26 protein-coding genes are annotated in these 25242 nt (G+C 66.7%); 7 read left to right on the top strand and 19 right to left on the bottom strand.

The features are described from left to right. Positions 1-422 precede the first annotated feature (422 nt). Together folE and ACE3SL_RS10690 are read left to right on the top strand one after the other, a co-directional pair. Entirely contained in the window at positions 423-1019 is a 597-nt protein-coding gene (gene folE, locus ACE3SL_RS10695; RefSeq protein WP_374525725.1) for a GTP cyclohydrolase I FolE, read from the top strand. Beyond that, on the top strand, positions 1016-1246 hold the full coding sequence (locus ACE3SL_RS10690; RefSeq protein WP_374525724.1) for an AMP-binding protein: 231 nt from the start codon (positions 1016-1018) through the stop codon (positions 1244-1246). Before folE ends, ACE3SL_RS10690 begins: the two co-directional genes overlap by 4 nt. A 161-nt stretch (positions 1247-1407) precedes the next feature. Here ACE3SL_RS10690 and ACE3SL_RS10685 read toward each other — a convergent pair whose 3' ends face one another. Genes ACE3SL_RS10685 through ACE3SL_RS10625 form a run of 13 tightly spaced genes read right to left on the bottom strand, consistent with a single transcriptional unit; the run spans position 1408 to position 13587 of the window. Next, complete coding sequence (locus ACE3SL_RS10685) at positions 1408-1872, bottom strand: MaoC family dehydratase (RefSeq protein ID WP_374525723.1); 465 nt, start codon at positions 1870-1872, stop codon at positions 1408-1410. Continuing rightward, a complete protein-coding gene (locus ACE3SL_RS10680) occupies positions 1869-2651 on the bottom strand; it encodes an SDR family oxidoreductase (protein ID WP_374525722.1) in 783 nt (260 codons plus the stop codon). Before ACE3SL_RS10680 ends, ACE3SL_RS10685 begins: the two co-directional genes overlap by 4 nt. Positions 2652-2664: 13 nt before the next feature. Then, positions 2665-3846, bottom strand: a complete 1182-nt coding sequence (locus ACE3SL_RS10675; protein ID WP_374525721.1) for an acyl-CoA dehydrogenase family protein — start codon at positions 3844-3846, stop codon at positions 2665-2667. Continuing rightward, positions 3843-4907, bottom strand: coding sequence for an acyl-CoA dehydrogenase family protein (locus ACE3SL_RS10670; RefSeq protein ID WP_374525720.1), 1065 nt, complete (start codon positions 4905-4907; stop codon positions 3843-3845). Before ACE3SL_RS10670 ends, ACE3SL_RS10675 begins: the two co-directional genes overlap by 4 nt. A 1-nt stretch (position 4908) precedes the next feature. Next, positions 4909-5811 carry an SDR family oxidoreductase gene (locus ACE3SL_RS10665; protein ID WP_374525719.1) on the bottom strand — a complete coding sequence of 301 codons (903 nt, stop codon included), beginning with the start codon at positions 5809-5811 and terminating at the stop codon, positions 4909-4911. A gap of 5 nt (positions 5812-5816) precedes the next feature. Beyond that, positions 5817-6968 (bottom strand): acetyl-CoA C-acetyltransferase, encoded by a 1152-nt coding sequence (locus ACE3SL_RS10660; RefSeq protein WP_374525718.1) that lies wholly within the window; start codon positions 6966-6968, stop codon positions 5817-5819. Between the two features lie 11 nt (positions 6969-6979). After that, positions 6980-7993 (bottom strand): acyl-CoA dehydrogenase family protein, encoded by a 1014-nt coding sequence (locus tag ACE3SL_RS10655; protein ID WP_374525717.1) that lies wholly within the window; start codon positions 7991-7993, stop codon positions 6980-6982. A 6-nt stretch (positions 7994-7999) separates the two neighbouring features. Continuing rightward, positions 8000-9151 (bottom strand): acyl-CoA dehydrogenase family protein, encoded by a 1152-nt coding sequence (locus ACE3SL_RS10650; RefSeq protein ID WP_374525716.1) that lies wholly within the window; start codon positions 9149-9151, stop codon positions 8000-8002. Beyond that, a complete protein-coding gene (locus ACE3SL_RS10645; protein ID WP_374525715.1) occupies positions 9151-9906 on the bottom strand; it encodes an enoyl-CoA hydratase family protein in 756 nt (251 codons plus the stop codon). Before ACE3SL_RS10645 ends, ACE3SL_RS10650 begins: the two co-directional genes overlap by 1 nt. Before the next feature lie 3 nt (positions 9907-9909). Continuing rightward, positions 9910-10989, bottom strand: coding sequence for an NAD(P)H-dependent flavin oxidoreductase (locus ACE3SL_RS10640; RefSeq protein ID WP_374525714.1), 1080 nt, complete (start codon positions 10987-10989; stop codon positions 9910-9912). Continuing rightward, on the bottom strand, positions 10989-11897 hold the full coding sequence (locus ACE3SL_RS10635) for an enoyl-CoA hydratase (protein WP_374525713.1): 909 nt from the start codon (positions 11895-11897) through the stop codon (positions 10989-10991). Before ACE3SL_RS10635 ends, ACE3SL_RS10640 begins: the two co-directional genes overlap by 1 nt. 3 nt (positions 11898-11900) lie before the next feature. Further along, positions 11901-12701 (bottom strand): CoA-transferase subunit beta, encoded by an 801-nt coding sequence (locus ACE3SL_RS10630; RefSeq protein WP_374525712.1) that lies wholly within the window; start codon positions 12699-12701, stop codon positions 11901-11903. Positions 12702-12711: 10 nt separating this feature from the next. Beyond that, complete coding sequence (locus ACE3SL_RS10625; RefSeq protein WP_374525711.1) at positions 12712-13587, bottom strand: CoA transferase subunit A; 876 nt, start codon at positions 13585-13587, stop codon at positions 12712-12714. A 151-nt stretch (positions 13588-13738) separates the two neighbouring features. On the opposite strand from ACE3SL_RS10625, the gene ACE3SL_RS10620 reads away from it, so the two are divergent. Beyond that, a complete protein-coding gene (locus ACE3SL_RS10620; protein WP_374525710.1) occupies positions 13739-14509 on the top strand; it encodes an SDR family oxidoreductase in 771 nt (256 codons plus the stop codon). A 114-nt stretch (positions 14510-14623) separates the two neighbouring features. On the opposite strand, the gene ACE3SL_RS10615 is transcribed toward ACE3SL_RS10620, so the two are convergent. Then, positions 14624-15481, bottom strand: a complete 858-nt coding sequence (locus ACE3SL_RS10615; protein ID WP_374525709.1) for a tyrosine-protein phosphatase — start codon at positions 15479-15481, stop codon at positions 14624-14626. A 56-nt stretch (positions 15482-15537) separates the two neighbouring features. Then, entirely contained in the window at positions 15538-17784 is a 2247-nt protein-coding gene (locus tag ACE3SL_RS10610) for a TonB-dependent receptor (protein WP_374525708.1), read from the bottom strand. Between the two features lie 119 nt (positions 17785-17903). Here ACE3SL_RS10610 and ACE3SL_RS10605 point away from each other — a divergent pair, with 119 nt between their 5' ends. Beyond that, entirely contained in the window at positions 17904-18536 is a 633-nt protein-coding gene (locus ACE3SL_RS10605; RefSeq protein ID WP_374525707.1) for a TetR/AcrR family transcriptional regulator, read from the top strand. Positions 18537-18563: 27 nt separating this feature from the next. On the opposite strand, the gene ACE3SL_RS10600 is transcribed toward ACE3SL_RS10605, so the two are convergent. Beyond that, positions 18564-19100: a peroxiredoxin gene (locus tag ACE3SL_RS10600; RefSeq protein WP_374525706.1), complete on the bottom strand. Its 537-nt coding sequence runs from the start codon at positions 19098-19100 to the stop codon at positions 18564-18566. A 110-nt stretch (positions 19101-19210) separates the two neighbouring features. Then, a complete protein-coding gene (locus tag ACE3SL_RS10595; RefSeq protein ID WP_374525705.1) occupies positions 19211-20449 on the bottom strand; it encodes an MFS transporter in 1239 nt (412 codons plus the stop codon). Between the two features lie 96 nt (positions 20450-20545). On the opposite strand from ACE3SL_RS10595, the gene ACE3SL_RS10590 reads away from it, so the two are divergent. The 3 genes from ACE3SL_RS10590 (at position 20546) to ACE3SL_RS10580 (ending at position 22842) form a co-directional block, all read left to right on the top strand. Next, complete coding sequence (locus ACE3SL_RS10590) at positions 20546-21310, top strand: helix-turn-helix domain-containing protein (protein ID WP_374525704.1); 765 nt, start codon at positions 20546-20548, stop codon at positions 21308-21310. 248 nt (positions 21311-21558) lie between these two features. Further along, on the top strand, positions 21559-22476 hold the full coding sequence (locus ACE3SL_RS10585; RefSeq protein ID WP_374525703.1) for a formylglycine-generating enzyme family protein: 918 nt from the start codon (positions 21559-21561) through the stop codon (positions 22474-22476). A gap of 186 nt (positions 22477-22662) precedes the next feature. Then, positions 22663-22842 (top strand): hypothetical protein, encoded by a 180-nt coding sequence (locus ACE3SL_RS10580; protein ID WP_374525702.1) that lies wholly within the window; start codon positions 22663-22665, stop codon positions 22840-22842. Positions 22843-23043: 201 nt separating this feature from the next. On the opposite strand, the gene ACE3SL_RS10575 is transcribed toward ACE3SL_RS10580, so the two are convergent. Together ACE3SL_RS10575 and ACE3SL_RS10570 are read right to left on the bottom strand one after the other, a co-directional pair. Then, a complete protein-coding gene (locus ACE3SL_RS10575) occupies positions 23044-24210 on the bottom strand; it encodes an iron-containing alcohol dehydrogenase (protein ID WP_374525701.1) in 1167 nt (388 codons plus the stop codon). Positions 24211-24367: 157 nt separating this feature from the next. Then, positions 24368-25084: a hypothetical protein gene (locus ACE3SL_RS10570; RefSeq protein ID WP_374525700.1), complete on the bottom strand. Its 717-nt coding sequence runs from the start codon at positions 25082-25084 to the stop codon at positions 24368-24370. Positions 25085-25242: the final 158 nt, after the last annotated feature.

Raw genomic sequence — 25242 nt, 5'->3', positions numbered from 1 at the left:
TTTTCGAACCCGCATCTACGGGCCGCCCAAATCGCTTTTGTGCTCAAAGGGGAGGGGCAGTAACCAGACGTGGCAAAGGGCGCCGTACCGAAACGGCTGGATGCCTGCGGTAATCCCTCTTGCCAGCCGTGCTGGTCATCGTCCTCTCCCACCGGCGTCGGGGAATACGCCGGCATCTCCGGATTACGGCCCGCTTGGGCGGGCTCTGTAATGGCCTCAAGGTGCGCCGAGTTGACGAAAGCGTCAAGTCACTTGTTGGTGGCTAAAAGTCGCGGAAAATCAGGCGAGTCCCAAAGCTGGAAAAGCCCAGATTCCGCAACGTAAACTTGGCCGGAGCCTCGAATTTCTTGCGTCCGCGGGGTTGCGTATCGCGCTTTTCGCGTCGAAATGTGCGGCATCGATGCAACAGTGAAGGCAGGGCGATGACAAAGGTGGAACTGGGCCCCGACGGCAAGCCGGTCGTTCCGGCGGAAGTGCTGGGCGCGGTCCGGACGCTGATCGAATGGGCGGGCGACGACCCGTCGCGCGAAGGACTGGTCGATACGCCGCGGCGGGTCGCGCGGGCGTGGCTCGAATATTGTCAAGGCTATGGCGAAGACCCGGCGATCCACCTGTCACGGACGTTCGAGGAGGTCGGCGGTTATGACGAGATCGTCCTTTTGCGCGACATTCCGTTTCAGTCGCACTGCGAACATCATATGGCGCCGATCACCGGCAAGGCGTCGATCGCCTATCTGCCGCGCGACCGCGTCGTCGGCATCTCGAAGCTCGCGCGCGTGCTCAACGGCTTCGCGCGGCGCTTGCAGGTGCAGGAACGGCTGACCGCCGAGGTCGCCAAATGCATCTGGGACAATCTGCATCCGCAAGGAGTCGCGGTGGTGATCGACGCGCAGCACGGCTGCATGACCGGCCGCGGCGTCCGAACCCCCGGCGTCGGCATGGTGACGAGCCGCCTGCTCGGCTGCTTCCTCGACGACGAACGCAGCCGCAAGGAAGTGCTGGCCCTGATGGGATATTGAGGGGCGCAACATCCCGGCACGGCGGCATCGAGGTCCGGTTCGTCGACGCCGACGGACGCGACGTGGCGGTCGGGCAGGCAGGTGAACTGCTGGTGCGCGGGCCGAACGTCATGCAGGGCTATTTCAACGATCCCGACGCGACCGCGGCGGCAATCGACGCCGACGGCTGGCTGCGCACGGGCGACATCTCGGCGGGCAAGGTGCAGAAGTTTTTGCTCAGGAAGTGACCGTTTGCGACCGGGAGTTGCCGCCCTCTCTCCCTTCGTCATTCCCGCGAAAGCGGGAACCCAGGGATGGGTAAGCGGACGGACGCTCTGGGTCCCCGCTTTCGCGGGGATGACGAAGTAAAGAAAGGGCAGCGTCCGCTTCCCACCCCAAAGCGGCCAGGTCATCCCTGCGGGTAAAAGCGGCTGATCGTATCGACGACGCACGCGGGCTTTGCCTCGCCCTCGATCTCCACCGTCACGCGCACAACCGCCTGGACGCCGCCCTTGGCTTCTTCGGCCTTGACCAGTTCGCCGACGCCGCGGATGCGGCTGCCCGAACGCACGGGGTTCAGGAAGCGGAGGGTGTCGGTGCCGATGTTGATCCCCATCGCCACGCCGCGCACCTCGACGAGATCGGGGAGGAAGCGGTTGACGAGGCTCATCGTCAGGTAGCCGTGCGCGATCGTGCCGCCGAAGGGGCCGTCCTTGGCGCGCTCGGGGTCGACGTGAATCCACTGATGATCGTCGGTCGCCCGCGCGAACAGGTCGATGCGATCCTGTTCGATCGTGACCCATTCGGTCGGCTCGAAGCGTTCGCCGACCGCGTCCAGCAAGGCCGCGGGCGTATCGAAGATGCGCGCGCTCATGCCTGCTGGCTCGACACGGCGACGACTTCGCCGGCCATGTAGGACGAAAGGTCGCTGGCAAGGAACAGCATGACGTTCGCCACCTCCCACGGCTCGGCATAGCGGCCGAAAGCCTCCTTTTCGGTCAGTTCCTCGAGCAGGCCCGGCGGCGTCACCTTCGACAGCGAGGCGTGCATCGCAAGGCTGGGCGAGACCGCATTGATTCGTACGCCCTGTTCGGCGGCTTCGAGCGCCGAGCAGCGGGTGAAGGCCATCACCCCGGCCTTGGCCGCGGCATAATGCGCCTGCAATTTTTGCGCGCGCCAGCCGAGTACCGAGGCGTTGTTGACGATCGCGCCCTTCTGGCGCTCGTACATGTGCGGCAGCATCGCGCGCGTCATGCGAAAGACGCTGGTCAAGGTCACGTCGAGCACCTTGTGCCATTGCTCGTCGGTCATCTCGACGACCGGCGCGGCGCCGCCGAGCCCGGCATTGTTGATCAGCACATCGACATGTCCCATCGCGCCGATCGCGCCCTGTACCAGCGCCTGCACCTGCGCCTCGTCGGTGACGTCGCAGGCGAGCGTGCCGGGGCGGGCGAAGCCGAGCGCCGCGATCCGGTCGGCGGTCTCGCCCAGCCGCCGTTCGTGCATGTCGGAGAGGAACACGGTCGCGCCTTCCTCGGCCGCGCGCTGCGCGACCGCGCCGCCGATGCCGCTGCCCGCGGCGGCGGTGATCAGCACGGTCTTGCCCTTGAGGAGGCCGGTCGGGGTGGGATAGTCGGGTGCGGGTCGGGCCACGCGGTCGTCTCCTTTACTTGAGGTCGCCGCGCGGCTCGCGCGGGAGGCCGAGCGCGCGCTCGGCGATGATGTTGCGCTGGATCTCGTTGGTGCCGCCATAGATGGTGTCGGCGCGGCTGTAGAGAAACAGGTTGGGGAGCGCGGGGAAGGCATAGTCGCCGCCAAGCACGGTCTCGCCCGCCTGGCCGAGCACGTCCATCGCGAGCTCGCCGAGGTCGCGGCGCCATGTCGCCCACTGAATCTTGTAGGTGAGCGCGGCGGGATCGAGCTTGCCGCCTTCGGCGTCGGTGAGCATCCGCAACGCGCCATAGCGCATCAGCTTGAGACCGATCTCGGCCTTGGCGATCCGCTGGCGGGTCAGCGGGTCCTGCGCGGCGCAATTGGCGCGCGCCGCGGCGATCACCGCATTCAGCTCGTTGCGAAAGCCCATTTGCTGCGCGAGGGTCGAGACGCCGCGCTCGAAGCCGAGCAGCCCCATCGCGACCTTCCAGCCGTCGCCGGGTTGCCCAAGGATATTCGCCGCATCGGTGCGGGCGCCGTCGAAGAAGGTTTCGTTGAACTCGGCCTCGCCGGTGATCTGGTGGATCGGGCGGACGGTCACGCCCGGCTGATCGACGGGCACGAGCAGGAAGGACAGGCCCTTCGGTCCCTTCGATCCGTCCTCGCTGCGCGCGATGACGAAAATCCAGTCGGAAAATTGCGCGAGGCTGGTCCAGACCTTCTGCCCCTCGATCACCCAATCGTCGCCCTCGCGCCACGCGCGGGTGCGGACATTGGCGAGGTCGGAGCCCGCGCCGGGCTCCGAATAGCCCTGGCACCAGATTTCCTCGCCCTTGGCGATGGCGGGGAGGAAGCGCGCTTTCTGTTCGTCGGTGCCGAAGGCGAGGATCGTCGGGCCGGCGAGCTCGATGCCGATATGGTTGAGCCGCGGCGGCGCGCCCGCACGCGCATATTCTTCGGCGAAAATGACCTGCTCGGCCAGCGTCGCGTCGCGTCCGCCATAGGCTTTCGGCCAGCCGACGCAGCTCCACCCTGCTTCACCGAGCCGCTTTTCCCAGTCGCGGCGGCGTTCGGGCGCGTCGGTCAGGCTGGTGAGCCCGCGCACATCGGCGAAGGGGCCGTCGAGTTCGACTTTCAGCCAGGCCGCGGCCTCGGCACGGAAGGCTTCTTCGTCGGGTGAGAATCCCAGCTTCATGCGGCGTCGTCCAGTCCGGCCATTTGCGCGATCCGCTCGCGGTGCCAGTCGGGGGTGCCGAGCAGGCCGCGGTTGCTGCGCGCGCGCTTGAAATAGAGATGCGCGTCATGCTCCCAGGTGAAGCCGATGCCGCCGTGAAGCTGGATCATCTCGCCCGCCGCGTCGCTATAGGTGTCGCAGGCGAAGGCCTTGGCGGCGTGAACCGCGAACCCGGCCTCGTCGGACCCTTCGTCGATCGCGCAGGCGGCCCAATAGACCGCTGAGCGCGCCTGCTCGATCGCCACCATCATGTCGGCGAGACGGTGCTTGACCGCCTGGAAGCTGCCGATCGCGCGGCCGAACTGAACGCGCTCCTGCGCATAGGCGACGGTGCGGTCGAGGCACGCCTGCGCGCCGCCGAGCGCATCGGCGGCGATGGTGAGCGCGCCGGTGCGCCGTGCGGCGGCGAGCGCCGCGGCGGGGTCGGCGAGGGGTTCGGCCGCGACCGCGCCGAAATCGAGCCGCGCATAGGGGCGGGTCTGATCCATGCTGGTGAGGGGCGTGACGGTCAGGCCGGGGGCTTCGCGTTCGATGAGGAGAACGGCCTCGCCGACTGCGACCACGAACAGGTCGGCGCGCGCGCCGTGCGGGACGTGCAGCGCGGCGCCGGTCAAGGCGCCGTCGCTCCAGCTTGCGTCCGGATCGGCCTCGGCGAAGCTCGCGACCAGTTGGCCCGCGGCGAGGCGGGGAAGGAGGCGTGCCTTCTGCTCGGCGCTGCCGCCGGCGAGGATCGCGGGGATGGCGAGGCCGACGCTCGCGAGCAGCGGCAGCGCAGCGACATGCCGCCCCGCCTCCTCGGCGAGGATGGCGAGTTCGATCATGCCGAGCCCGACGCCACCCTCGGCCTCGGGCACCGCGACCCCGGCGAGGCCGAGTTCGGCGGTGAAGGCCTGCCACAGGGCCTCATCGACGCCGGTCGCGGCCATCGCGGTGCGGGTGCGCTCGCTCGTCGCCTGCTCGGCAAAGAAGGCCTTCGCCGTTTCGGCGATCATCGCCTGTTCGTCGGTGAAGGCGAAATGCATCCTAGCTGCCCCAAACCTTGCGCGGCTCGCGGCGTTCGCCGAGCAGCTTGTCGACGGCCGCGCCGACATCGGCGGGGTTCCACTTGGCGTTTTGATCGACCGTCGGGCCGAGGTTCCAGCCGTCTTCGATCGTGATCCGTCCGCCTTCGAGCTCGAAGACGCAGCCGGTGACATGCTTCGACGCCGCGGAGCCGAGCCACACGACGGTCGGCGCGATATTGTCGGGGTCCTGTACGTCGAAGCCGGTTTCGACCGCCGCCATCTTGTCGGCGAAGGCCTGTTCGGTCATCCGCGTCCGCGCCGCCGGGGCGAGGGCGTTGGCGGTGATGCCATAGCGGCCGAGCTCGGCGGCCTGCACCAAGGTCAGCGCCGCGATGCCGCCCTTCGCGGTCGAATAGGCCGCCTGCGCGATCGAGCCTTGCAGCCCCGCGCCGCTCGTCGTGTTGATGATCCGCGCATCGACGGCATTGCCTGCCTTTTGCTGTGCGCGCCAATAATCGACCGCGTGGCGGGCGATGCAAAAATGGCCGCGCAGATGGACGTGCATCGTCGCGTCCCACTCCTCGGGCGTCGCCGACACGAACATGCGGTCGCGCACGATGCCCGCATTGTTGACGACGACATGCAGGTCGCCGAACGCCGCGACCGCGGCGTCGACGATGCGCTTCGCGGCGTCCCAGTCGGTGATGTCCTCATAATTGGCGATGGCGTTGCCGCCCGCCGCCTTGATCTCCGCCACCACGCCGTCGGCGGCCGAGGTGTCGCGGCCTTCGCCCGACAAACTCGTCCCGATGTCGTTGACGACGACATTCGCGCCCTCGGCGGCGAAGGCGAGCGCATAGGAACGCCCGAGCCCGCGCGCTGCGCCGGTGATGATGACGGTGCGTCCTTCGCAGATACCCATGATGCTTACAGCCTTTCGATGATGGTGACGTTGGCCTGACCGCCGCCTTCGCACATGGTCTGCAGGCCATAGCGGCCGCCGGTGCGTTCGAGCGCGCCGAGCAGGGTGGTCATCAGCCGTGCGCCGGTCGCGCCGATCGGATGGCCGAGCGCGATCGCGCCGCCCTGCACATTGACCTTTTCATGGCTGACGCCGAGTTCCTGCATCCACGCCATCGGCACGCTGGCGAAGGCTTCGTTGCATTCGAACAGGTCGATGTCGTTCACGCTCATCCCCGCCTTTTCGAGCGCATATTTCGTCGCGGGGATCGGGCCGGTGAGCATCCACACCGGATTGTCGGCGCGCACCGACATATGATGGATGCGCGCGCGCGGCTTCAGCCCGTGCGCCTTCACCGCCGACTCGCTCGCGATCAGCAGCGCCGCGGCGCCGTCGCAATTCTGGCTGGCTATCCCTGCGGTGATCACGCCGCCCTCGTTGACGGTGCGCAGCGTCGCGAGACCCTCGGGGGTCGTCTGCGGGCGGACGGTCTCGTCCTGCTCCAGCCCTTCGAGCGGCGCGATCTCGGCCTTGAACCAGCCGTTGTCGATTGCGGCCTGCGCGCGGCGGTGCGATTCGGTGGCGAAGGCTTCCATCGCTTCGCGGCTGATCTGCCACTTATTGGCGATCATCTCGGCCGATTTGATCTGGTTGACTTCCTCGGTGCCATAGCGCGCGTTCCAGCCCTTGGCGCCGATGAAGGGGCTGTCGAAGCCATAGGGCTGGCCCGCGAACATCGCCGCCGAAATCGGGATCGCGTTCATCGCCTGACTGCCGCCCGCGACGACGAGGTCCTGCGTGCCGCTCATCACCCCCTGCGCGGCGAAATGCACCGCTTGCTGCGACGATCCACACTGGCGGTCGATCGTCGTCCCGGGGACATGCTCGGGCATTCCGGCGACGAGCCATGCGGTGCGCCCGATGTCGCCCGCCTGCGGGCCGATCGTGTCGCAGCAGCCCCAGACGACATCGTCGACCAGCCCCGCGTCGATGCCGGTGCGCGCGACGAGCGCCTTGATCGGATGCGCCGCGAGGTCGGCGGGGTGGACGGCGGCGAGGCTGCCCTTCTTGCGCCCGATGGGGGTGCGGACGGCGTCGATGATATAGGCTTCAGCCATGGTGTCGTTCCTTATGCGAAGCTGTGGCCGGGGCCGATCGGCAGCGCGCCGCCGAGGACGGCGGCGTCGATGCGCGCGAGGTGGAAGGCGCGGTCGCCCCATGCGCCGGACAGCGCCCAGGCGCGCTTCATCCAGAAATGGAGGTCGACCTCGTAGGTATAGCCCATCGCGCCATGCGTCTGGATCGCGGTCTCGCTCATCGCCCAGGCGGCGTCGGTGGCGGCGAGCTTGGCGTGGCTGACGTGGACGGGCGCGCTGGCCGACCCTTCGGCGAGCGCCACTGCGGCGCGCTGGATCACCGGCTTGGCGAACTCGATCTTCACGACCGCGGTCGCGAGGTGATGCTTGACCGCCTGAAAGCTGCCGATCGGCTGGCCGAACTGGCTGCGGTTCTTGGCATATTCGGTTGCCTGTCCGAGCATCGCGTCGGCGACGCCGACAAGCTGCGCGGCGGCGATCAGCGCGGCATGGTCGAGAAGGGCGTCGGCCGAACCGACCGCGGTGCCCGCAGCTTCGATGGGGACATAGAGACGGCGGAGCGGATCGACGCTGTCGAGCTGTTCGGCATCGCCGCCATGCCCGGCGAGGAGCAGCGTGCCGTCCCTGACCGACAGGACATGGCTCGCGCCGCCCAAGTCGGCGACCCATGGATTGACCGGATGCTGGAGCGCGACTTTCGCGTCGCCGCCGGCAATCGCGGCAAGCAGCGCTTCCTGTCCACCCGCTTTCGCGAGCAAAGGCGCAGCGACGAGCGCGGTTTCGGCGAGCGGTTCGGCAACCCCTGCGCGGCCCAGCTCGGCGGCGATCAGCACCGCGTCGAGCAACGACAGGCCGAGCCCGCCTTGCGCTTCCGGGATGAGCAGGCCGGGCAGGCCCATTTGGACGAGACCTTGCCAGACGTCCGCCGAGCGGCGGCTGTCGCTGGCGTCGAGTGCGCGCAGCAGTTCGGGCGCGTGGACGCCCGTCAGATAGTCGCGCACGCCCTGCGTCAGCGTCGCCTGATCTTCGGTGATGGTGAAATCCATGGCCGCTTACCTCGGCAGGCCGAGCAGGCGCTCGGCGATGATGTTGCGCTGGATCTCGTTCGACCCAGCATAGATCGGGCCCGAGAGTGAGAAGATATAGCCTTCGAGCCACATGTTGAGCGCGCCGCCGTCGAGGTGCCGCAGCTCGGCCGACGCGCCCAATATCTGCATCGCGGTGCGGTGCGCGGCACGGTCGAGTTCGGACCAGAAGATCTTGTTGAGGCTCGCCTCGGCGCCGATATGCCCGCCCGCCATGATCTTCGACGCGACCGCATAGGTGTTATAGGCATAGGCCTGCGCGTCCATCCACGCCTGCATCACCTGCTCGCGCGCGGCGGGTGCGGCCTTGTCCTCATGCTGGCGGAACAGCTTGACGAGCCGCTCGGCCGCCGCCTGGAAGCGTGCGGGCGAGCGCAGCATCAGCCCGCGTTCGAAGCCCGCGGTCGCCATCGCGACGTTCCAGCCTTCACCTTCGCCCGCGATCCTGTTTTCGACCGGCACGCGCACTTCGTCGAAGAAGAGTTCCGCAAAGCCCGGATCGCCGTGAAGCTGACGGATCGGGCGGCGCGTGACGCCGGGTGCATTGAGGTCGAACAGGATGAAGCTCAGCCCCTTGTGCCGCTTCGATTCGGGGTCGGTGCGGAACAGGCCGAAACCCCAGTCGGCGAAGCTTGCGCGGCTCGACCAGGTCTTCTGGCCGCTGATCACATAATGGTCGCCATCGCGGATCGCCTTGGAAGTAATCGCCGCCATGTCCGACCCGGCGTTGGGTTCGGACCAGGCCTGCGCCCAGATCACCTCGCCCTTTGCCATCGGGGTCAGGAAGCGCGCTTTCTGCTCGTCGGTGCCGAATTCCATGACGGTCGGGCCGAGCAGGAAGATGCCGTTCTGGTTGACGCGCAGCGGCGCCCCGGCGCGATAATATTCCTCCTCGAAGATCAGCCACTGGATGAGGTCGAGCCCGCGCCCGCCATAGGCCTCGGGCCATGTCACCATGCCCCAGTTGCCGCTCGCGAGCTTGCGCTCCCATTCGACATGCTGGTGATAGCCGTCCTCGCGCTCGAGGGTGACGAGCGGCTCCTTCGGAACGTTCGCTTCCATCCACGCGCGCACTTCGGCGCGGAAATCCTGTTGCTCGGGTGTGTAGGCGAGGTCCATCAGAATTTCGCCGCCTTGCCGGTCTCGACGAAGGCGTCGCGCGATTTCTGGCTGTCTTCGTGCATATACATTTCGAGCGTGAAGCCCTGTTCCCAGCGATAGCCGCGGTCGACATCGCGTTCTTCGAGGCCGTTGAGCGCTTCCTTGGCGATCACCAGCGCCTTGCGCGACTTGCCCGCGATGACGGCGGCAAAGGCGCGCGCTTCCTCGACGAGCGCGGCGCGCGGGACGATCTTCTCGACCGCGCCTAGCCGATACGCCTCCTCGACCGGGATGTTGCCGCCGGTGAAGAAGGCCGCGCGCACCTTGTGCAGCGGCAGCATCCGCGAGAGGTGCGACGCACCGCCCATCGCGCCGCGATCGACCTCGGGCAGCGAGAAGAAGGCGTCGTCGGCAGCGATGATCGTGTCGCTCGCGCCGCAGATGCCGATGCCGCCGCCGATCACGAATTTGTGGACCGCGACGACCACCGGAACCTCGCAGTCGCGCACCGCCTTGAAGGTCAGGTAATTGCCGCGGTTGAGCAGGGTGATGCGCTCGGGATGCGCCTGCATCTCCTTGATGTCGACGCCGCCGCAGAAGCCGCGCGCGCTTTCGGCGGCGCGGATCAGCACGACGTTGACCTCGGGATTGCTGCCCGCCTCGCGGATGATCGCGGGCAGGCTGTTCCACGTTTCGCTGTCGAACGCATTGACCGGCGGGACGTCGAAGACGATCTCGGCGATGCGGTCCTTGATCTCGGTATGGATCGGCATGGGTCAGACCCCTGTTGACGAGGAAGAGGAGAGGGCGGCGAGGCGCGCGCGCGCGTCGCGTTCGATATCGCCGAGCAGCTCGGCGCAGCTCGGCAGATCGTCGAGCCGCCCGGCGACGAGGCCCGTCGCCATCAGCCCGTGGTCTGGATCGCCCTCGACCACCGCCTTCTGGATCAGCATCGGCGCCGAGGCGGCCATCATCGCCTGCGGCAGGGTGAGCCCGCCGTGGCTCGTCATGCCCTTGGCGGCGCGCAGCAACTCGCCGAACGAGGCGCCCGTCTGGCGTTTCATCGCGAGCCCGCTTTCGACCGCGCGGCGCCAGATACCGAGCCCGGTCGAGCGCTCGATGCGACCCAGCAGCGCATTCTTGATCATCCGCTGCGGCAGGCCGTCAACCTTGGTCGAGACGAGGATGTCGTCGGTGCCCGCGCCGACATAGCGCGCCTTGGTCACGTCGGGAATCGGGCTTTCGCGGGTCATCAGGAAGCGCGTGCCCATCGCGATGCCGACCGCGCCGAACGCCAGCGCCGCCGCGAGCCCGCGCCCGTCGCCGAAGCCGCCCGCGGCGATCACCGGCACCTTCACCGCGTCGAGCACCTGCGGCAGCAGGATCGTCGAGGCGACCGACCCGGTATGCCCGCCGCCTTCGCCGCCCTGCACGGTGACCATATCGACGCCGAGTTGTACCATCTTCTGGGCGTGTTTGACCGCGCCGACGGTCGGTACGCACAGGATGCCTGCATCCTTGAAGCGCCCGATCATTTTCGCATCGGGGCCGCGCCCGAAGCTGACCGCGCGGATCTGGTCGCGGTGCTTCAGGATGATCTCGACGATCTCCGCCGCGCCCGGCTGGAACATGTGGAAATTGACGCCGAAGGGCTGTTTCGTGCCCGCCTTGACCGCGAGGATCGCGGCTTCGAGCTCGGCGGGCTGCATCACCGCGCCCGCGAGGAAACCGAAGGCGCCCGCCTCACTCGACGCGATCACGAGCCCCGGCGTCGCGATCCAGCCCATCGCGGTCTGGATCACCGGCAGGCGGCAGCCGAGCCGTTCGGTCAGGATGGTGGCGAGCGCGTCGGCCATCACTTGTCCCCGGCGTCCTTCTTGTTCGCCGCGGCCATCTTCTTGCCGTCGAACCCGGCGATATAGTCGCCCTTGACGAGGCTGTTGTTGGCGTGGGCGAAATGGTGATAGCCGAACGCCGCGTCGATCCCGGCGTTCTTGCCCGCCAGCGTCTCCATATGGTTGCACGCCTGCTTCGCGAGCTGGAGCGCGAGACGCGGCTGCGTCGCGATCCGTTCGGCGACGCGCTTCACCTCGTCCGCGAGCTCGGCGCGCGGCACGACGCGGTTGACCATCCCGGCTTCGCGCGCGCGTTCAGCGCTCATTCGTTCGCCGAGGAACAGGAATTCCTTCGCCAGCCGGACATTGAGTTCATGGCAATGCGCGAAATATTCGAGGCCGGGGAAGCCCATCTGGAGCACCGGGTCCTGAAAGAAGGCGTCGTCCGATGCGATGATCAGGTCGCACACCCAGGCAAGCATCAGCCCCCCGGCGATGCAGCCGCCGTGGACCTGCGCGATGGTCGGCTTGGGAATGTCCCGCCACCTCTTGCACATGCCGAGATATTGCTCATGCTCGCGGGCATAGGCCTTTTCGGCGCCCGCTTTGGTCGAGTGATCGTACCACATCAGCCGGCGCTCGACGCGCGAATGAAAATCGCGCCCCGGCGTGCCGATGTCGTGGCCGGCGCTGAAATGCTTGGCGTCCGATTTCAGGACGATGACCTTGACCGCATCGTCGTCGACGGCGCGGAAGAAGGCGTCGTCGAGCGCATAGGTCATCTGGCTGTTCTGGACATTGTGATATTGCGGGCGGTTGAGCGTGATCCACGCAATGCCGTCCGCCGCCTCATAGAGGATCGGGGTGTCGGTCTCGTAAACCGGCGCTTCATCGACCGGCGGGACCAGTCCGTCATTCTGATCGCTCATGGCTCAGCTCCTCTTGCCCGCGGGATTGTCCTTGATCACCGTGGCGCGCAGATTGTGCGGGTCGAGCTGCGCGATGATCGCAAGCTGCTCTGGCGTGGGGGCGGGGGTCGTCCTGATCTCGTCCGCGGCTTCGAGCGCGAAGCCGGTCGCGTCCTGCACCTGATCGAAAGTCACGCCGGGATGCAGCATGACGACGCGGATCGCATTGTCCTTGCCGCCGAAGTCCATGACGCAGAGATCGGTGACGATCAGGCGCAGATCGACGCGGCTGAAATTCACGCCCGGCGTGCGGCGCGCCGGGTTGTAGCCGACGCTCGACACCATATCGACCTCGCCCTCGACGAAGACGCGCTTCGAGTGGGCGGGAATGAACATCGAATTGATGTGGCAGATGCTGTTGCCCGGAAAGCCGCGCGCGCCGAGCATCTGGACCTTGGGCTGCGCGTAAGTGCCGCCGAGATAGGAGATGTTCGTCTGGCCGAAGCGGTCGATCTGGCTGGGCGTCACCATCGCGTGGCGCTTGCCCGACCAGACCGCGGCGTCGAAGAAGCGCGAGAAGGGCAGATAGCCCGCCGCCTTGCGGTCGTCATAGCCGCGCGGGCCGAGCGGCACGGGGTCCTCGACCAGAAAGGCCTCGCCATCGGTCATCATCAACTCGGGGGTGTGCGTGAGCTTGGCGAGGCCGGCGGCGAGGCGCGGCGCGGGGCCGATGCCGGTCGCGACGAGTTCGCCATTGCCGCGCCACGCCTCGGACGCGGCGACGATGAGCTGTTCGCAAAGGGTGAAATCGGGTGCGGTGGTCATGTCGTCCGCCTCAGAAGATGGGAAGGGGAAGGGCGGCGACGGCGTCCTTGCCGCCGACGCGCTCGAGATAGCCCGCCTCGTCGGCGCCGATGACGTCGGCGGCATAGGCGTCCCAGCCGCCATCCTCGCGCGCGCTCGCGGCATAGGCCTTGAGCTGTTTCATATCCCAGCCATAGGCTGGCGGCATCGAGGTCGGATGCGCGCCGAGCGGCGCCTCGATCACGGCGTGGACGAAGCAGCGCTCGACGATGTTGGCGCGCGCATCCTCGGGGTAGCTGTGGTCCATCCGGTCCACCACTTCCTCGGCCGAGACGAAGGTCCGGTCGGCGGCGCGCGCGAACCATTCGTCATAGTAAGTGTCGGGCCCGAGCGCCTGGATATTGCCGAGCCTGTCGGCGCGCTGAACGTGGATCAACGCCGCGTCCAGCTTGATCGCGGGCATCGCGAGCAGCACTTCGCCGTCGGCATAAGGCGACTGCACGGTCTTGAAGCCGCCATGCGTCATCACGTCGGTGCCGAGCCCGACGTGCGTCGGCAGGAAAGGCAGGCGGAACGCCGCGGCCTTGAGCCCCCATTGCAGCATGCCTTCGTCGAGTTCGAGGATGTCGAGCCCGCCGGCCTCTCGCGCCTTGCGGAAATAGGGTTCGAGCGGGATCGCGTCCATCGAGACGAAGCCGAAGACGACCTTCTTTACCTTGCCCGCGGCGCACAGCATCCCGACGTCGGGGCCGCCATAGGCGACGATGGTCAGGTCGGTGAGGTCCGAACGCAGGATCGCGCGGACGAGCGCCATCGGCTTGCGCCGCGGCCCCCAGCCGGCGATTCCGATCGTCATCCCGCTCTTCAGCGAGGCGACGAACTGCTCGATGGTCAACTGCTTGTTCAATTCCCTCTCCAGCGCTCGTGCGGCGACGCTGCGCGTGCCTCCACCATTGCCTGGATGATTAGGGACTCTGGCGGCGGGTTCGATACCGCCATATGGGGGGAGACTTTCTTGCGCCCGGAGCGAAGAGGTCGGCCGAACGATGGAGGCGGAGATGATGGACGGAAATCGGCGCGTGGCGCTCGTTACCGGGGGCGGCAAGGGCATCGGCCGCGCGATTGCGCAGCGTTTGCTCGCCGACGGCTTCGCAGTCGTGATCTGCGGCCGCAATGCGCCGGAGAATCTGCCGTCGCACAATGGCGCCGTCGCCGAGTTCGAGGCGTGCGACGTGCGCGACGCCGACGCGGTGCAGGCGATGGCCGAGCGCATCTTCGCGCGCCACGGCCGGCTCGATCTTGCCGTCAACAACGCCGGCGGCTCGCCCGAGGCCGACGCCGCGACCGCTTCGCCGCGCTTTTCGGAGCGCGTCCTCGCGCTCAACCTGCTCGGCCCGCTGCACGTCGCACAGGCGGCGAACCGGATCATGCAGGCGCAGGCGGAAGGCGGCAGCATCGTCAACATCGCCAGCGTGTCGGGGGTGCGGCCCTCGCCGGGGACCGCGGTCTATGGCGCGGCGAAGGCGGGACTACTCAGCCTCACCGAATCGCTCGCGATGGAATGGGGGCCGAAGGTGCGCGTCAACGCGGTCGTCGTCGGGCTCGTCGCGACCGAAGCGGCGGCCGATCATTATGGCGGCGAAGAGGGGATGAAGCGCATCGACGCGATGCTGCCGCTCGGCCGGATGGCAACGGGCGCGGACATTGCGGGGGTAGTGAGTTTCCTCGCCTCGTCCGACGCCGCCTATGTCAGCGGCGCGCGCATCGCCGCGCACGGCGGCGGCGAGCGGCCGGTGTTTTTGACGCTGGCGAGCGGCGGCCAAGGATAAGCGCAATAATAAGAACCGCTTGCCCTGAGCTTGTCGAAGGGCCGTCCTTTCTGCCCTCGTCGCAGAAAAGAACGGTGCTTCGACAAGCTCAGCACGAACGGGAAGGGTGACGGATCAGCGCAGCATCCGCTTGCGCAAGCGCTGGATCGCCACGCGATCGACCCCGAGTTCGCGCTTCAGATAATTTTCGACGCTGCCATAATCCTTGTCGATCTGATCGAAGGCCGCGTTAAGGTAGGCGGGCTCGACGTCGAGCAACGGCTGGATGACGTCGGCGGGCAGCGCCGCTGCCGCGGCTTTCAGCCCCGCATCGGCACGCAGCTTGTCCATGTCGAGCGCACTGTTGCTCAGCAGATAGTCGCTCATGATCGTCTCGCGCGGAACGCCGAGCGCGCTCAGCACGAGCGCGGTGGCGAGGCCGGTGCGGTCCTTGCCCGCGGTGCAATTGACGATCACCGCCTTGTCGGAATGGAGCAGCCGGTCGAACAGCATGCGGTAGGAGGCCGCCTGCTCCTTCGGAAAGCCGCGATAGCCCTCGATCATCGCGCCGCGCATCGTCGCGGCGTCGATCTTGGCGCCCTTGGCGAACAGCGCGCCGAGGTTGCCGCCCGACAGGTCGTAGTCGCGCGTCCAGTAACCGACGCCGGCGTTCTGCATCCACGGCGACTTGTCCGCCTGCCGCTCGCGTGTCGAGCGCAGGTCGATGATCGATCCGACCGACAGCGCGCGGATCAGCGCCTGATCCTCGGCGGTGTAACGCCCGACCGACGCCGATCGATAGAGCTTGCCCCACACCACCTTGCGGCCGTCCGCGGCGCGATAGCCGCCGATGTCGCGGAAATTGTCGCCGCCGCTGAGCGTGAATTCGCGCGTCACCGCCGTCGCGGGATCGGCCGCCGCGGCGACCGGCGCAGCTTGGGCCATCGCCATTGCGGGCGAGAGCAGCAGCAGCGCGAAAAATGCCTTCTTCATATCCTCTTCCTTTCAAAACCGCCCGGCGGCAACCACCCCGCCGGGCGGCTCCCCCCTCAGAACTTCACGCGAGCTTCGAGGCCATAGGTACGCGGTTCGTTATAGAATGTCGCGGTCGTCCGGCCCGGAATGCGGAAATCGAGCAGATTGTAGGTCGTGTTGGTCAGATTTTTGCCCCACACGGCGATTTCCATCTCGCCGCCGCCGAGTGCGATCTCGCCGAGCGACAGGCGGCCGTTCAGCAGCAGGGCCTTTTCCGCCTTGGTCGTCACAGTGCCGTTGGGAATATAATCGCCCGCGGTGTCGAGCCCGACATGCGCGCGAAGCTGGCCGAAGGAAAAGGCCGGGAACGCATAATCGACCGAGAAGGAGCCCGAATGCTTCGGCGTGAAGGCCGAGAACGTCTCCTCGATCACGCCGGTGAAGATATTCCGCACCGGCGTCGGCGGGGCGTCGGTGTAGACATAGTTGACCGCCAGCGACAGGCCGCGCACCGGCACCAGCGTGATGTCGGCCTCGATCCCCTTGATGTGCCGCTTTTCGGGGGCGTTCACCGTTTCGGTGTTCGAAATGAAGGCCGGGTTCAGGAAATCGACCTGCTGGTTGGACAGCCGGCTGGCATAAGCGGCCAGATTGACGCGCAGGTGGCGGTCGAAGAGGTCGGCCTTCACGCCCGCCTCCCACGCCGTCAGTTCTTCCTCGCCGAAGGTCCGCAGGATGGTCGAGCGCGTGTTGGCGCCGCCGGCGCGATAGGCGCGGCTCCATTTCACATAGGCGTTGATGTCGTCGCTGACGTCATAGGCGACCGTTGCCATCGGATCGACGCGCTTCGAATTGAAGACGAACGACAGCTTCGGATCGGCGCCCGCGATGAACAGCAGGCGGCCGTCCTTGTGATCGTCGGTGTAGCGCGCGCCCGCGGTGATGTGCAGTCCGCGGATCGCTTCGGGCGACCAGGTCGCCTGTCCGAACAGGGCTTTCGAACGGACGTGGACCTCGGCGGCGCGGTCGGGAAGGCGGGTCGCCCCGCCGTCGGGCGACAGCGCGGGGAAGAAATTGACCCCCGTCAGCGCCGGATTGAGCGTCCCCAGCGAATAGACGATCGCCTCGTCGCGGCCGTTTTCCTTGAAATAATAGCCGCCGAGAACGAAGTTGAGTTCGCCGAGATCGCCGACGAGCTGCACTTCCTGGCTGAACTGGTTCTGCTTCACATTGGCATAGCTGACGCGGCCGAAGCGGCGGTTCGGTCCCCAGGTCGTGTTCGACCCCTCGTCGCCGTCCATCTGTGTCGAATCGAGCCGCCGCCACGCGGAGATGGAGCGGAGCGTCAGCGCGTCGCTGACCTCCCATTCGGCGGTCAGGCTATGCCCTTTCGCTTCCTGCGGATTGCGGTAGAGCGGGAGGCCGATCCGCCCGGTTTTGACGCGGCCGGTGTCGAGCTTGATGAAGGTCGGGGTGTTCGCCGCCGGCTGGCTCGACGCGGTGATATAATGGTAGAGGCCCGTCGATTTGTCGCGCGAGAGATCATAGGAATAGAGCAGCGAGACATTGTCGGCCGGACGCCAGAGCGCCGAGATCTTGAACCCGTATTTCTTGATCTCGCCATAATCGCGCGCATCGCCGCCGAGCGGATTCTGCACGATCCCGTCGCGCCCTTCGAAGACGCCGTCGATCTTGACGCTGAACCCCGCCGCCTCGGGCAGGTTGATGTGGGTGGCGAAGGACCGGCCGCGATAATTGCCGATTCCGGCCTTCATGTCGAAGCCGAGCTCGCCGGTCGGTTTCTTCGACACGATGCTGATCGCGCCGCCGATCGTGTTCCGCCCGAACAGCGTGCCCTGCGGGCCGCGCAGCACCTCGATCCGTTCGATATCGGCGAGCTCCATGCCGAGCCCCGACACGCGACCGAGGTAGACGCTGTCGACATAGATGCCGACCGTCGGGTCGCGCGTGACTTGCGTCGCGTCGACCGGGACAAGACCGCGCATGCCGATGCTGACCGCCGATACACGGCCGACGAAGGGGGCGATGCGGATCGACGGCACCGTGCCCGTGAACAGATCGGACAGCGAGCCGATGCCCTTCTGCTCGAGCGCCTCGGACCCGAGCGCGACCATCGAGATCGGCGTGTCCTGCAGATTTTCTTCGCGCTTTTGTGCCGTCACCACGATGTCGGCGACGCCGACGTCCTGCGCCGGCTGGCTTTCCTGCGCGCTCGCCGGCGTTGCCGCCAGCCCCATGACTCCCATGGCAGCCGAGGCCGCCAAAGCCACGCGCGTCAGACCCGTCTTTTCCCTGACCATAAACACCCTCCCATTATCGCGGTTTGTCCGCATTTTGACTCGCCTACTGACGAGTAGGTGAATGTCTAACCGCGAGTCGGCGAATTGCAAGAGCAAAGGGAATCGGCCACAGAAGGCCGATGGAAATGACCATTTCGATGCCGGCGACGCGCAAGGAGCGCGCCGATGCGACCCGCGAGGCGATCCTGCGCGAGGCCGAGCATGTCTTTGCGATCATGGGGTTCCGGGCGTCGCGGCTCGAGGACATCGCCGATGCCGTCGGCATCCGCCGGCCCTCGCTGCTCCACCATTTCGCGACCAAGCAGATGCTCTACGACGCCGTCGAGGAGCGTCTCTTCGCCGATATGAGCGCAGCGAGCGAGTCGCGGGTCGCGGGCGTCGCGGACCCGATGGAGCGGCTCATCGCGCACCTCGACGCATGGCTCGATTTTTTCCTCGTTCGGCCGTCAGCCGCGCGGATTCTTCAGCGACTGGTCGCCGATACCGCGGTGCGGCGGGGCAATCCGGTTCAATTTTCCTATCGCGTGCTGGAGGATATGGACCGCACGCTGGCTTATGGGATCGAGGAAGGCGCCTTCGCCCCCATCTCGACGATGATGTTCGTCAACGGCGTCGGCGCTGGCATCCTCTTCTTCATCTGCAACAGCCGCCAGGTCGGCGAGCAGCGCAATTACGAGCCGACCGACCCGGCGGATCTGGCGACCTTCCGCACCCTGTTGCACAAGCTCGCCCGCACCGCTGTGCTGGTCTGATACTCCGCTTTTCGCCTGCGGTGCGGATCAGCGGTGGCGGGCCTTCCACGCCCGGACCGCCGCCATCGTCTTTTCGATATGGGCCTGCGGCTTGGGGTCGGTGTAGCTCAGCAGGATGGACCCGTTCGGTGCGATGACGAACGACGTCCGGTTGGAGATCGTCCCCCGGCCCGGAACCGGCATGCTGGTGTCATATCGTGCCGCGACCTTGGCGCCCGGATCGGCCGCGACGGCGAATTTGTCGCGGCATTCCGAGCGCGAAAATTCGGCGACCCGATCGATGTTGCCGGCGGTGACGCCGATGATGCGCGCGCCCAGCTTGTTGAAGTCGCCGCTCGCTTCGGCGAACAGATGCGCTTCGACCGTGCAGCCGGGGGTGAAGGCGGCGGGGAAGAAATAGAGGACGACCGGCCCCTTTCGCAGCGCCTGCTTCAGCGACAGGCTGAACGGCTTGCCCGCCAGCGCGGCGTTCAGCGTGAAGTCGGGCGCCTTCGCGCCCTGCTGGAGCGCCGCGATTCCCGGGACGGGCAGGGTCGCCAGTGCGACGCCAAGGCCAAGCGCCATCGCAAATATCTTCCGGCCATTCATCGGCTGTCTCCCATCTTGCTCTTCATCCGCACCCGGCAAGGTTCAGGATGAGGAAAAATCGGGGTGGCGTCCAGAATTACCTCTGCTCATTCCGCGCGGGGCCGCCCGGAAGTCGGCAACAGCATCGTCGCGACGCCGAGCAGCGGCAGATAGGCACAAAATTTATAGACCCAGACGATCCCGTAAATATCCGCGAGCTGTCCCAGCGCCGCCGCGCCGATTCCGCTGATGCCGAACATCAGACCGAACATCAGCCCCGACACGAGGCCGACGCGGCCCGGGACCAGCTCCTGCGCATAGACGACGAGCGCTGCAAAGGCCGACGACATGATGAGGCCGATCGAAATCGCGAAGATCGCGGTCCAGAAAAGATTGGCGTGCGGCAGAATCATCGCGAAGGGCGCAACGCCCAGGAAGGACACCCAGATCACCGCCTTGCGCCCGATGCGGTCGCCGACCGGGCCGCCTGCGAAGGTCCCGGCGGCCACCGCCGCGAGGAAGCAGAAGAGGTAGAATTGCGATTCGCGGACGCTGAGATCGAAGCGCTCGATCAGGTAGAAGGTGAAATAGTTGGTGAAGGCGCCGATATAGATGAACTTGGCGAACATCAGGATGCCGATCGCCGACAGCGCACGGACGATGTCGCGCCGGCTGTGCGGCGAGGCCTGCGACGTACCGGCCGGAACTGCTTGCGTCACGGCCTTCGTCATCCGCCATCTGGTGACGGCGAACAGCACCCAGATCGCGGCAATCGCCGCAAAGGCGAGCCAGCCGACCGCGGTCTGGCCGAACGGCAGGATGAAGGCCGAGGCGATGATAGGGCCCAGCGCGGAGCCCGTGTTCCCGCCGACCTGGAACGCCGACTGTGCCGTGCCGAAGCGTCCGCCCGACGCCATGCGCGCGACGCGCGAGGCCTCGGGGTGGAAGGTCGCCGATCCGACCCCGATGACCGCGGCCGCGACGATCAGCGCGGGATAGCTGGTGGCGCCGGCGAGCCCGACGATCCCGAACAGCGTGACGAACATGCCGAGCGGCAGCAGATAGGGCAGGGGGCGCTTGTCGGTGTAGAGCCCGACCCACGGCTGGAGCAGCGAGGCGGTGAATTGATAGACGAGCGCGATCCAGCCGATCTGGCCGAAGCTCAGCCGGTATTTTTCCTTGAGCATCGGATAGATGGCCGGAAGCACGGCCTGGATCAGGTCGTTCAGCAGATGGGCGACCGCGACCGCGCCGACGATCTGGATGACGAAGCGCGGTCCATCGTGGCGCGGCGCGGTCGGCGGCAGTGTGTCGGGGGAGGCGGCCAGGCTGGCGGAACTGGTCATGATCGGCTCTTTCGATTTTTCGGAAGGGAGCCCCTAACCGTCGCATATCTTTCCCGCTTCGTTGTATGAGCCAATCATTTCTGCGATTGGGACAATATGCCTTATTATCCCGACGAGAATGATCGCATCGCCCGTCCCGTCATCGCGATCGGGCACGATTATCCCGATTCGTTCGAACTGGCGGAGCATTGGCACCGCCGCAGCCAATTTCTCTATGCGGCGACCGGGGTGATGGCGGTGAGCACACCGTCGGGGGCCTGGGTCGCGCCACCCGAACGCGCGGTCTGGATTCCCGGAGGCACGCCGCATTCGGTCCGCATGGTCGGCGCGGTGCAGACGCGCAGCGTCCTGATCGAGCCGGGCGAATGTCCCGGACGCGGGACCGAGTGCCAGGTGGTCGGCGTCTCGTCGCTGCTGCGCCACCTGCTCGGTGCCGCGGCCGAGGTTCCGCCCGAATATGATGTGTCGGGACGCGACGGGCTGGCCATGCGGTTGCTGATGGCGGAAATCGACAGCGCCCCGATGATTCCGCTGGCGGTGCCCTTTCCTTCGCACGCCGCGCTTGCGAAGCGCTGTCACGCTTTCCTCGAGCGGCCGCGCGCCAGCGCGACCATCGACGAATGGGCGGATGCGCTGGCGATGAACCGGCGCAGCTTTACGCGCCTTTTTCGCCGCGAAACGGGAATGAGCTTCGCCGAATGGCGGCAGCAGGCCTGCCTCTCGGCTGCGCTGCCGAAACTCGCGGCGGGGGAGGCGGTGACCTCGATCGCCTATGATCTCGGCTATGATGGCCCGGGCAATTTCTCGACGATGTTCAAGCGGGTGCTCGGCGTACCTCCCAGCCGCTACCGGATGCCCTAGGGCGGATCACCATTTGCAGCCCGCCATCTCCCAAATGTCGATCCGCCCTAAGCCGTTCCGGCGCGGATCGTGCATTGACCGCGACCCCAAAGGCGTTCAGCCCCGGCTGCGAGGCGCAGTCCAAGCCTGCGCGACGGGAGACGATGATGAGCCGTTCGCCGCTGTTCTTGCTGTTTCCGATCGTCGGCGCTGCGGCCTTGCTGGCTTTGGCTGCTTGTGGAGCCGCCCAGTCCGGCGACAAGCAGGCCGTGGCTGCTACCCCCCGCAAATGCCCCGGCATCGCCGACACGCCGGTGAAGCTTGCAGGCGGCACCTTCGACATGGGCGAGGACGACGTTTATGACGAGGAAGGGCCGGTGCGGAAGACGACAGTCCACGGTTTCTGGATCGACCCGCATGAAGTGACCAACCGCCAGTTCGCCGCCTTCGTGAAGGCGACGCACTATGTGACCATCGCGGAGAAACCCGTCGATCCAAAGCAGTTCAAGGTTCCCGCAGACCAGATCCCGCCCGACATGCTGAAGCCTGGATCGGCGGTGTTCACCCCGCCCGATTTCCCCTCGAACCGCTACACCGACTGGTGGAAATATGTCCCCGGCGCGAACTGGAAAAAGCCCTATGGTCCGAACGGCCCCGACGCGGTGGCAAACGAGCCGGTCGTGCATCTCGCGTGGGACGATATGGTCGCCTACGCGAAATGGGCCGGCGGGCGCATCCCGACCGAGGCCGAGTGGGAATATGCGGCCAGCGCCGGCCAGCGGTCGAAGAATGTCCAGCCCGAGGAGGCGAATAGCTGGCAAGGCGCTTTCCCGAACTACAATGCCGAAACCGACGGCTTCAAGGGCGTCGCCCCGGTCGGCTGCTACAAGCCCAACGCCAATGGCCTCTACGACATGGTCGGCAATGTCTGGGAAGTGACCTCGGACTTTTTCCGGCCGGGGCACGATCCCGCCGAGCAGGATAACCCCAGGGGACCGGACGAGGGCCATGCCTATGATCCGTTCAGCCCGGACACGCCTTCGCGCACCGTGAAGGGCGGCAGCTATCTCTGCGCACCCAACTATTGCCAGCGCTACCGCCCCGCGTCGCGGCAGGGGCGCGATCCGGGCATGGGGACGAGCAATGTCGGTTTCCGTCTCGTCTACGATCGCGCGCCGAAGGCTTGACGGCGCCGCCGGGAGCAAAATGACCAAAGTGTAATGCGGCGGTCATCCGCCGGGCAGGGGCGGCGGTCTATCCCATGTTCGTCGGGTTGAGCCGGTCCGCTCCATCCCCCTGACCCTGGCAATGGACCGGCTCGCCCTGGCTTCGTCCGCGACGATGCGGCGGATCAACTGACTAGGAGTGAATCCATGCGTAACTTTGCCAAACTCGCCGCCGCCGGTGCCCTGTCGCTCGCGATCGTCAGCGGATCGGCTTTCGCCGCGACCGCCCCGGCCGCCCAGCCGGCGAAGGCCGCGACCACCAAGAAGGCTCCGGTCAAGAAGACCGCGACCCACGCCGCGAAGAAGGCCGAAACGAAGGCCAAGTAATCGGCCGCATCCTGTTTCCGTCCGGAGGGGCCGGTCCGCACGCGCGGGCCGGCCTTTCTTCTGCGTGGGTGCTGGATGCCCCGCCTCCACATCGAGACGTAGGAGAGAGGAAGGCGGGGCGGGCGCGCTTATGCAGGGTGCGGATTGCGGGAGGATGAACGGCTTGCGATGTCCTCGAATCAATCCGGAACAGTGAACAGGCTATGACGCCCACACCTCGGCATAAAGTGCCGCCATCTCCTCCACGTCGGGCACGCGCGGATTGTTCGCGGGCGATCCCGATGCCGCCGCCTGCGCGCACATCGTCGGGACGAGCGCATCCCAGCGCGCGGCGTCGATGCCCCAGGCGGCCGGTCCCGGAACCTCAAGCTCGCGGTTGAGCGCGGCCAGTTCGTCGAGCAGTCGCGCCACCGCCGACTGGTCGCCCTCGGCCTCGTCCGCCACCCCCATCGCCCGCGCGCAGTCGGCGTAGCGGTGCAGCGCCGCGGGCGCCGACCAGGCGGTCACCGCGGGCAGCAGCATCGCGTTCGACAGCCCATGCGGGACATGGAAATGCGCGCCGATCGGCCGGCTCATCCCGTGCACCAGCGCGACCGAACTGTTCGAGAAAGCGATCCCTGCCTGCATCGCGCCGAGCATCATCGCCTCGCGCGCCGCCGCGTCCATCGGGTCGCGGCACACGCGGCGAAGATTGGGCGCGATTGCGCGCATCGCGAGCAAGGCCATGCCGTCGCTGAACGGGTTCGCGCGCTTCGACACATAGGCTTCGATCGCGTGGGTCAGGGAGTCGATCCCCGTGTCGGCGGTCAGCCGCACCGGCTTGGTGAAGGTCAGTTCATGATCGACCAGCGCCGCGACCGGCAGATAGGCAAGGCCGGGGCAGAGCATCTTCTCGTCGGTCGTCTCGTCGGTGATGATCGTGAAGCGCGTCGCCTCCGACCCCGTGCCCGCGGTGGTCGGGATCGCGATCACCGGCAGCCCAGGCACGTCCTGCACATGCGGCGCCTTGTAATCGGCCATCGCGCCGCCGTGTTCGGCGAGCAAGGCGATCGCCTTCGCGCTGTCGAGCGGGCTGCCGCCGCCGAAGCCGACGACGCAGTCATGCGCGCCTTCGCGGAGAAAGGCGACGCCCGCATCGATCGACGCGACCGTCGGGTCGGGCACCGTGTCGGCAAAGACGCGCGCCGCGATCCCCGCAGCGGCCAGCCCGCCCTCCAGTTCGGCCACGCGCCCGCTGCTCACCAGCCAGCCGTCGGTGACGATCAGCGGCCGCGACAGCCCCAGCGTCGCCAGCACGTCGGGCAGTTCTTTCGACGCGCCGCCGCCGATGCGGAAGATGCGGGGCAGGGCGATGCTGGCGATACTCAACGGACCATCTCCTCACGGGATCGAGGCGAGGGCGCCGGGCCGGATGACGATCATCGGCGCCCGCTCGCGGGCGACCCTAGGGCATGACGATCCTCGATTGAACCGCTTTCAAAAGCTCGCGTGCCCCCGCTTTCGCGAGGACACACGGCTCGTCCGCTTAGAACTTCACGCTTACCCCCGCGGTCAGGCGGCGGTCGGTGAGCCCCTGGAAGCAGAGCAGCGCCTTGTTGTTCACGCAATATTGGTTCTGGTCGGCGCGGAGCAGGTTGATGCCTTCGACCCCGATGTTGATGTGGTCGTTGATGTCGTAGTTGATGCTGGCATTGAGCTGCCCGCGCGCACCGTTGATCAGCGGCAGACCGAAGAAGAACGGGTCGTTCGACACATAGCTCGATCGCCACGTATAGCGCAGCCGCGCGTTCAGCCCGTATTTGTCGTAGAACAGCGTCGCATTATAGGCATATTTTGACAGATTCGTCAGCGAGATCAGGTCCTGCGAGTTCGGATAGCCGAGCTGCGTGAAGACGGTGCGCGGGCCGTCGGCGGTGCGATATTCATGCGCCGAGCCCCCGGTCTTCTGATAGGTGAAATTGCCGATGAAGCCGAAGCCCGAGGCGAAGCCGAGGACGTCCTCCCATGCTGAGAGATCGTGCTGGAAGGCGATTTCGACGCCGGTCTGCGTCGTCGATCCCGGAACGTTGAAGGTCGAGCTTTTGGGCACGCAGATGCCGACGCCCTGAATCGGGTTGTTGATGTTGCGGTTCGCGACCGGATTGTAGATGCCGCCGCCGGGGCACGACGGGTCGATCGAGACGTTGAGATTGCCGTTCGCGTCGAGGTTCGGCGCGGGGTCTTCCTGCCGCTGCGCGAACAAATTGGTGCGGCTCTTGTGTGAGGATCAGCGTGCAATAGGCACCCCCTTCGTGGGGTGATCGGCGTGCAAAAAGGACCCCTTCATCCCGGGGATATAGTCGGCCGACTGGTTTTGATCAGTTGGCGAGAACGGGATGTTGATTGTGGAGACAGTGGTTC

Origin of the sequence: Sphingopyxis sp. (genome assembly GCF_041916015.1) — a bacterium.
GTDB lineage: Bacteria > Pseudomonadota > Alphaproteobacteria > Sphingomonadales > Sphingomonadaceae > Sphingopyxis.
Note: the sequence above shows the minus strand (reverse complement) of the source record. Positions and strands in the feature narration are given on the sequence as shown.

What these genes read in the sequence shown, in the direction of transcription:
- ACE3SL_RS10595 (WP_374525705.1), bottom strand. Translation starts at nt 20,449, where the DNA reads ATGACCAGTTCCGCCAGCCTGGCCGCCTCCCCCGACACACTGCCGCCG.
- ACE3SL_RS10675 (WP_374525721.1), bottom strand. Translation starts at nt 3,846, where the DNA reads ATGAAGCTGGGATTCTCACCCGACGAAGAAGCCTTCCGTGCCGAGGCC.
- folE (WP_374525725.1), top strand. Translation starts at nt 423, where the DNA reads ATGACAAAGGTGGAACTGGGCCCCGACGGCAAGCCGGTCGTTCCGGCG.
- ACE3SL_RS10660 (WP_374525718.1), bottom strand. Translation starts at nt 6,968, where the DNA reads ATGGCTGAAGCCTATATCATCGACGCCGTCCGCACCCCCATCGGGCGC.
- ACE3SL_RS10640 (WP_374525714.1), bottom strand. Translation starts at nt 10,989, where the DNA reads ATGGCCGACGCGCTCGCCACCATCCTGACCGAACGGCTCGGCTGCCGC.
- ACE3SL_RS10645 (WP_374525715.1), bottom strand. Translation starts at nt 9,906, where the DNA reads ATGCCGATCCATACCGAGATCAAGGACCGCATCGCCGAGATCGTCTTC.
- ACE3SL_RS10635 (WP_374525713.1), bottom strand. Translation starts at nt 11,897, where the DNA reads ATGAGCGATCAGAATGACGGACTGGTCCCGCCGGTCGATGAAGCGCCG.
- ACE3SL_RS10615 (WP_374525709.1), bottom strand. Translation starts at nt 15,481, where the DNA reads ATGAAGAAGGCATTTTTCGCGCTGCTGCTGCTCTCGCCCGCAATGGCG.
- ACE3SL_RS10685 (WP_374525723.1), bottom strand. Translation starts at nt 1,872, where the DNA reads ATGAGCGCGCGCATCTTCGATACGCCCGCGGCCTTGCTGGACGCGGTC.
- ACE3SL_RS10670 (WP_374525720.1), bottom strand. Translation starts at nt 4,907, where the DNA reads ATGCATTTCGCCTTCACCGACGAACAGGCGATGATCGCCGAAACGGCG.
- ACE3SL_RS10630 (WP_374525712.1), bottom strand. Translation starts at nt 12,701, where the DNA reads ATGACCACCGCACCCGATTTCACCCTTTGCGAACAGCTCATCGTCGCC.
- ACE3SL_RS10580 (WP_374525702.1), top strand. Translation starts at nt 22,663, where the DNA reads ATGCGTAACTTTGCCAAACTCGCCGCCGCCGGTGCCCTGTCGCTCGCG.
- ACE3SL_RS10665 (WP_374525719.1), bottom strand. Translation starts at nt 5,811, where the DNA reads ATGGGTATCTGCGAAGGACGCACCGTCATCATCACCGGCGCAGCGCGC.
- ACE3SL_RS10620 (WP_374525710.1), top strand. Translation starts at nt 13,739, where the DNA reads ATGATGGACGGAAATCGGCGCGTGGCGCTCGTTACCGGGGGCGGCAAG.
- ACE3SL_RS10605 (WP_374525707.1), top strand. Translation starts at nt 17,904, where the DNA reads ATGGAAATGACCATTTCGATGCCGGCGACGCGCAAGGAGCGCGCCGAT.
- ACE3SL_RS10590 (WP_374525704.1), top strand. Translation starts at nt 20,546, where the DNA reads ATGCCTTATTATCCCGACGAGAATGATCGCATCGCCCGTCCCGTCATC.
- ACE3SL_RS10650 (WP_374525716.1), bottom strand. Translation starts at nt 9,151, where the DNA reads ATGGACCTCGCCTACACACCCGAGCAACAGGATTTCCGCGCCGAAGTG.
- ACE3SL_RS10610 (WP_374525708.1), bottom strand. Translation starts at nt 17,784, where the DNA reads ATGGTCAGGGAAAAGACGGGTCTGACGCGCGTGGCTTTGGCGGCCTCG.
- ACE3SL_RS10600 (WP_374525706.1), bottom strand. Translation starts at nt 19,100, where the DNA reads ATGGCGCTTGGCCTTGGCGTCGCACTGGCGACCCTGCCCGTCCCGGGA.
- ACE3SL_RS10655 (WP_374525717.1), bottom strand. Translation starts at nt 7,993, where the DNA reads ATGGATTTCACCATCACCGAAGATCAGGCGACGCTGACGCAGGGCGTG.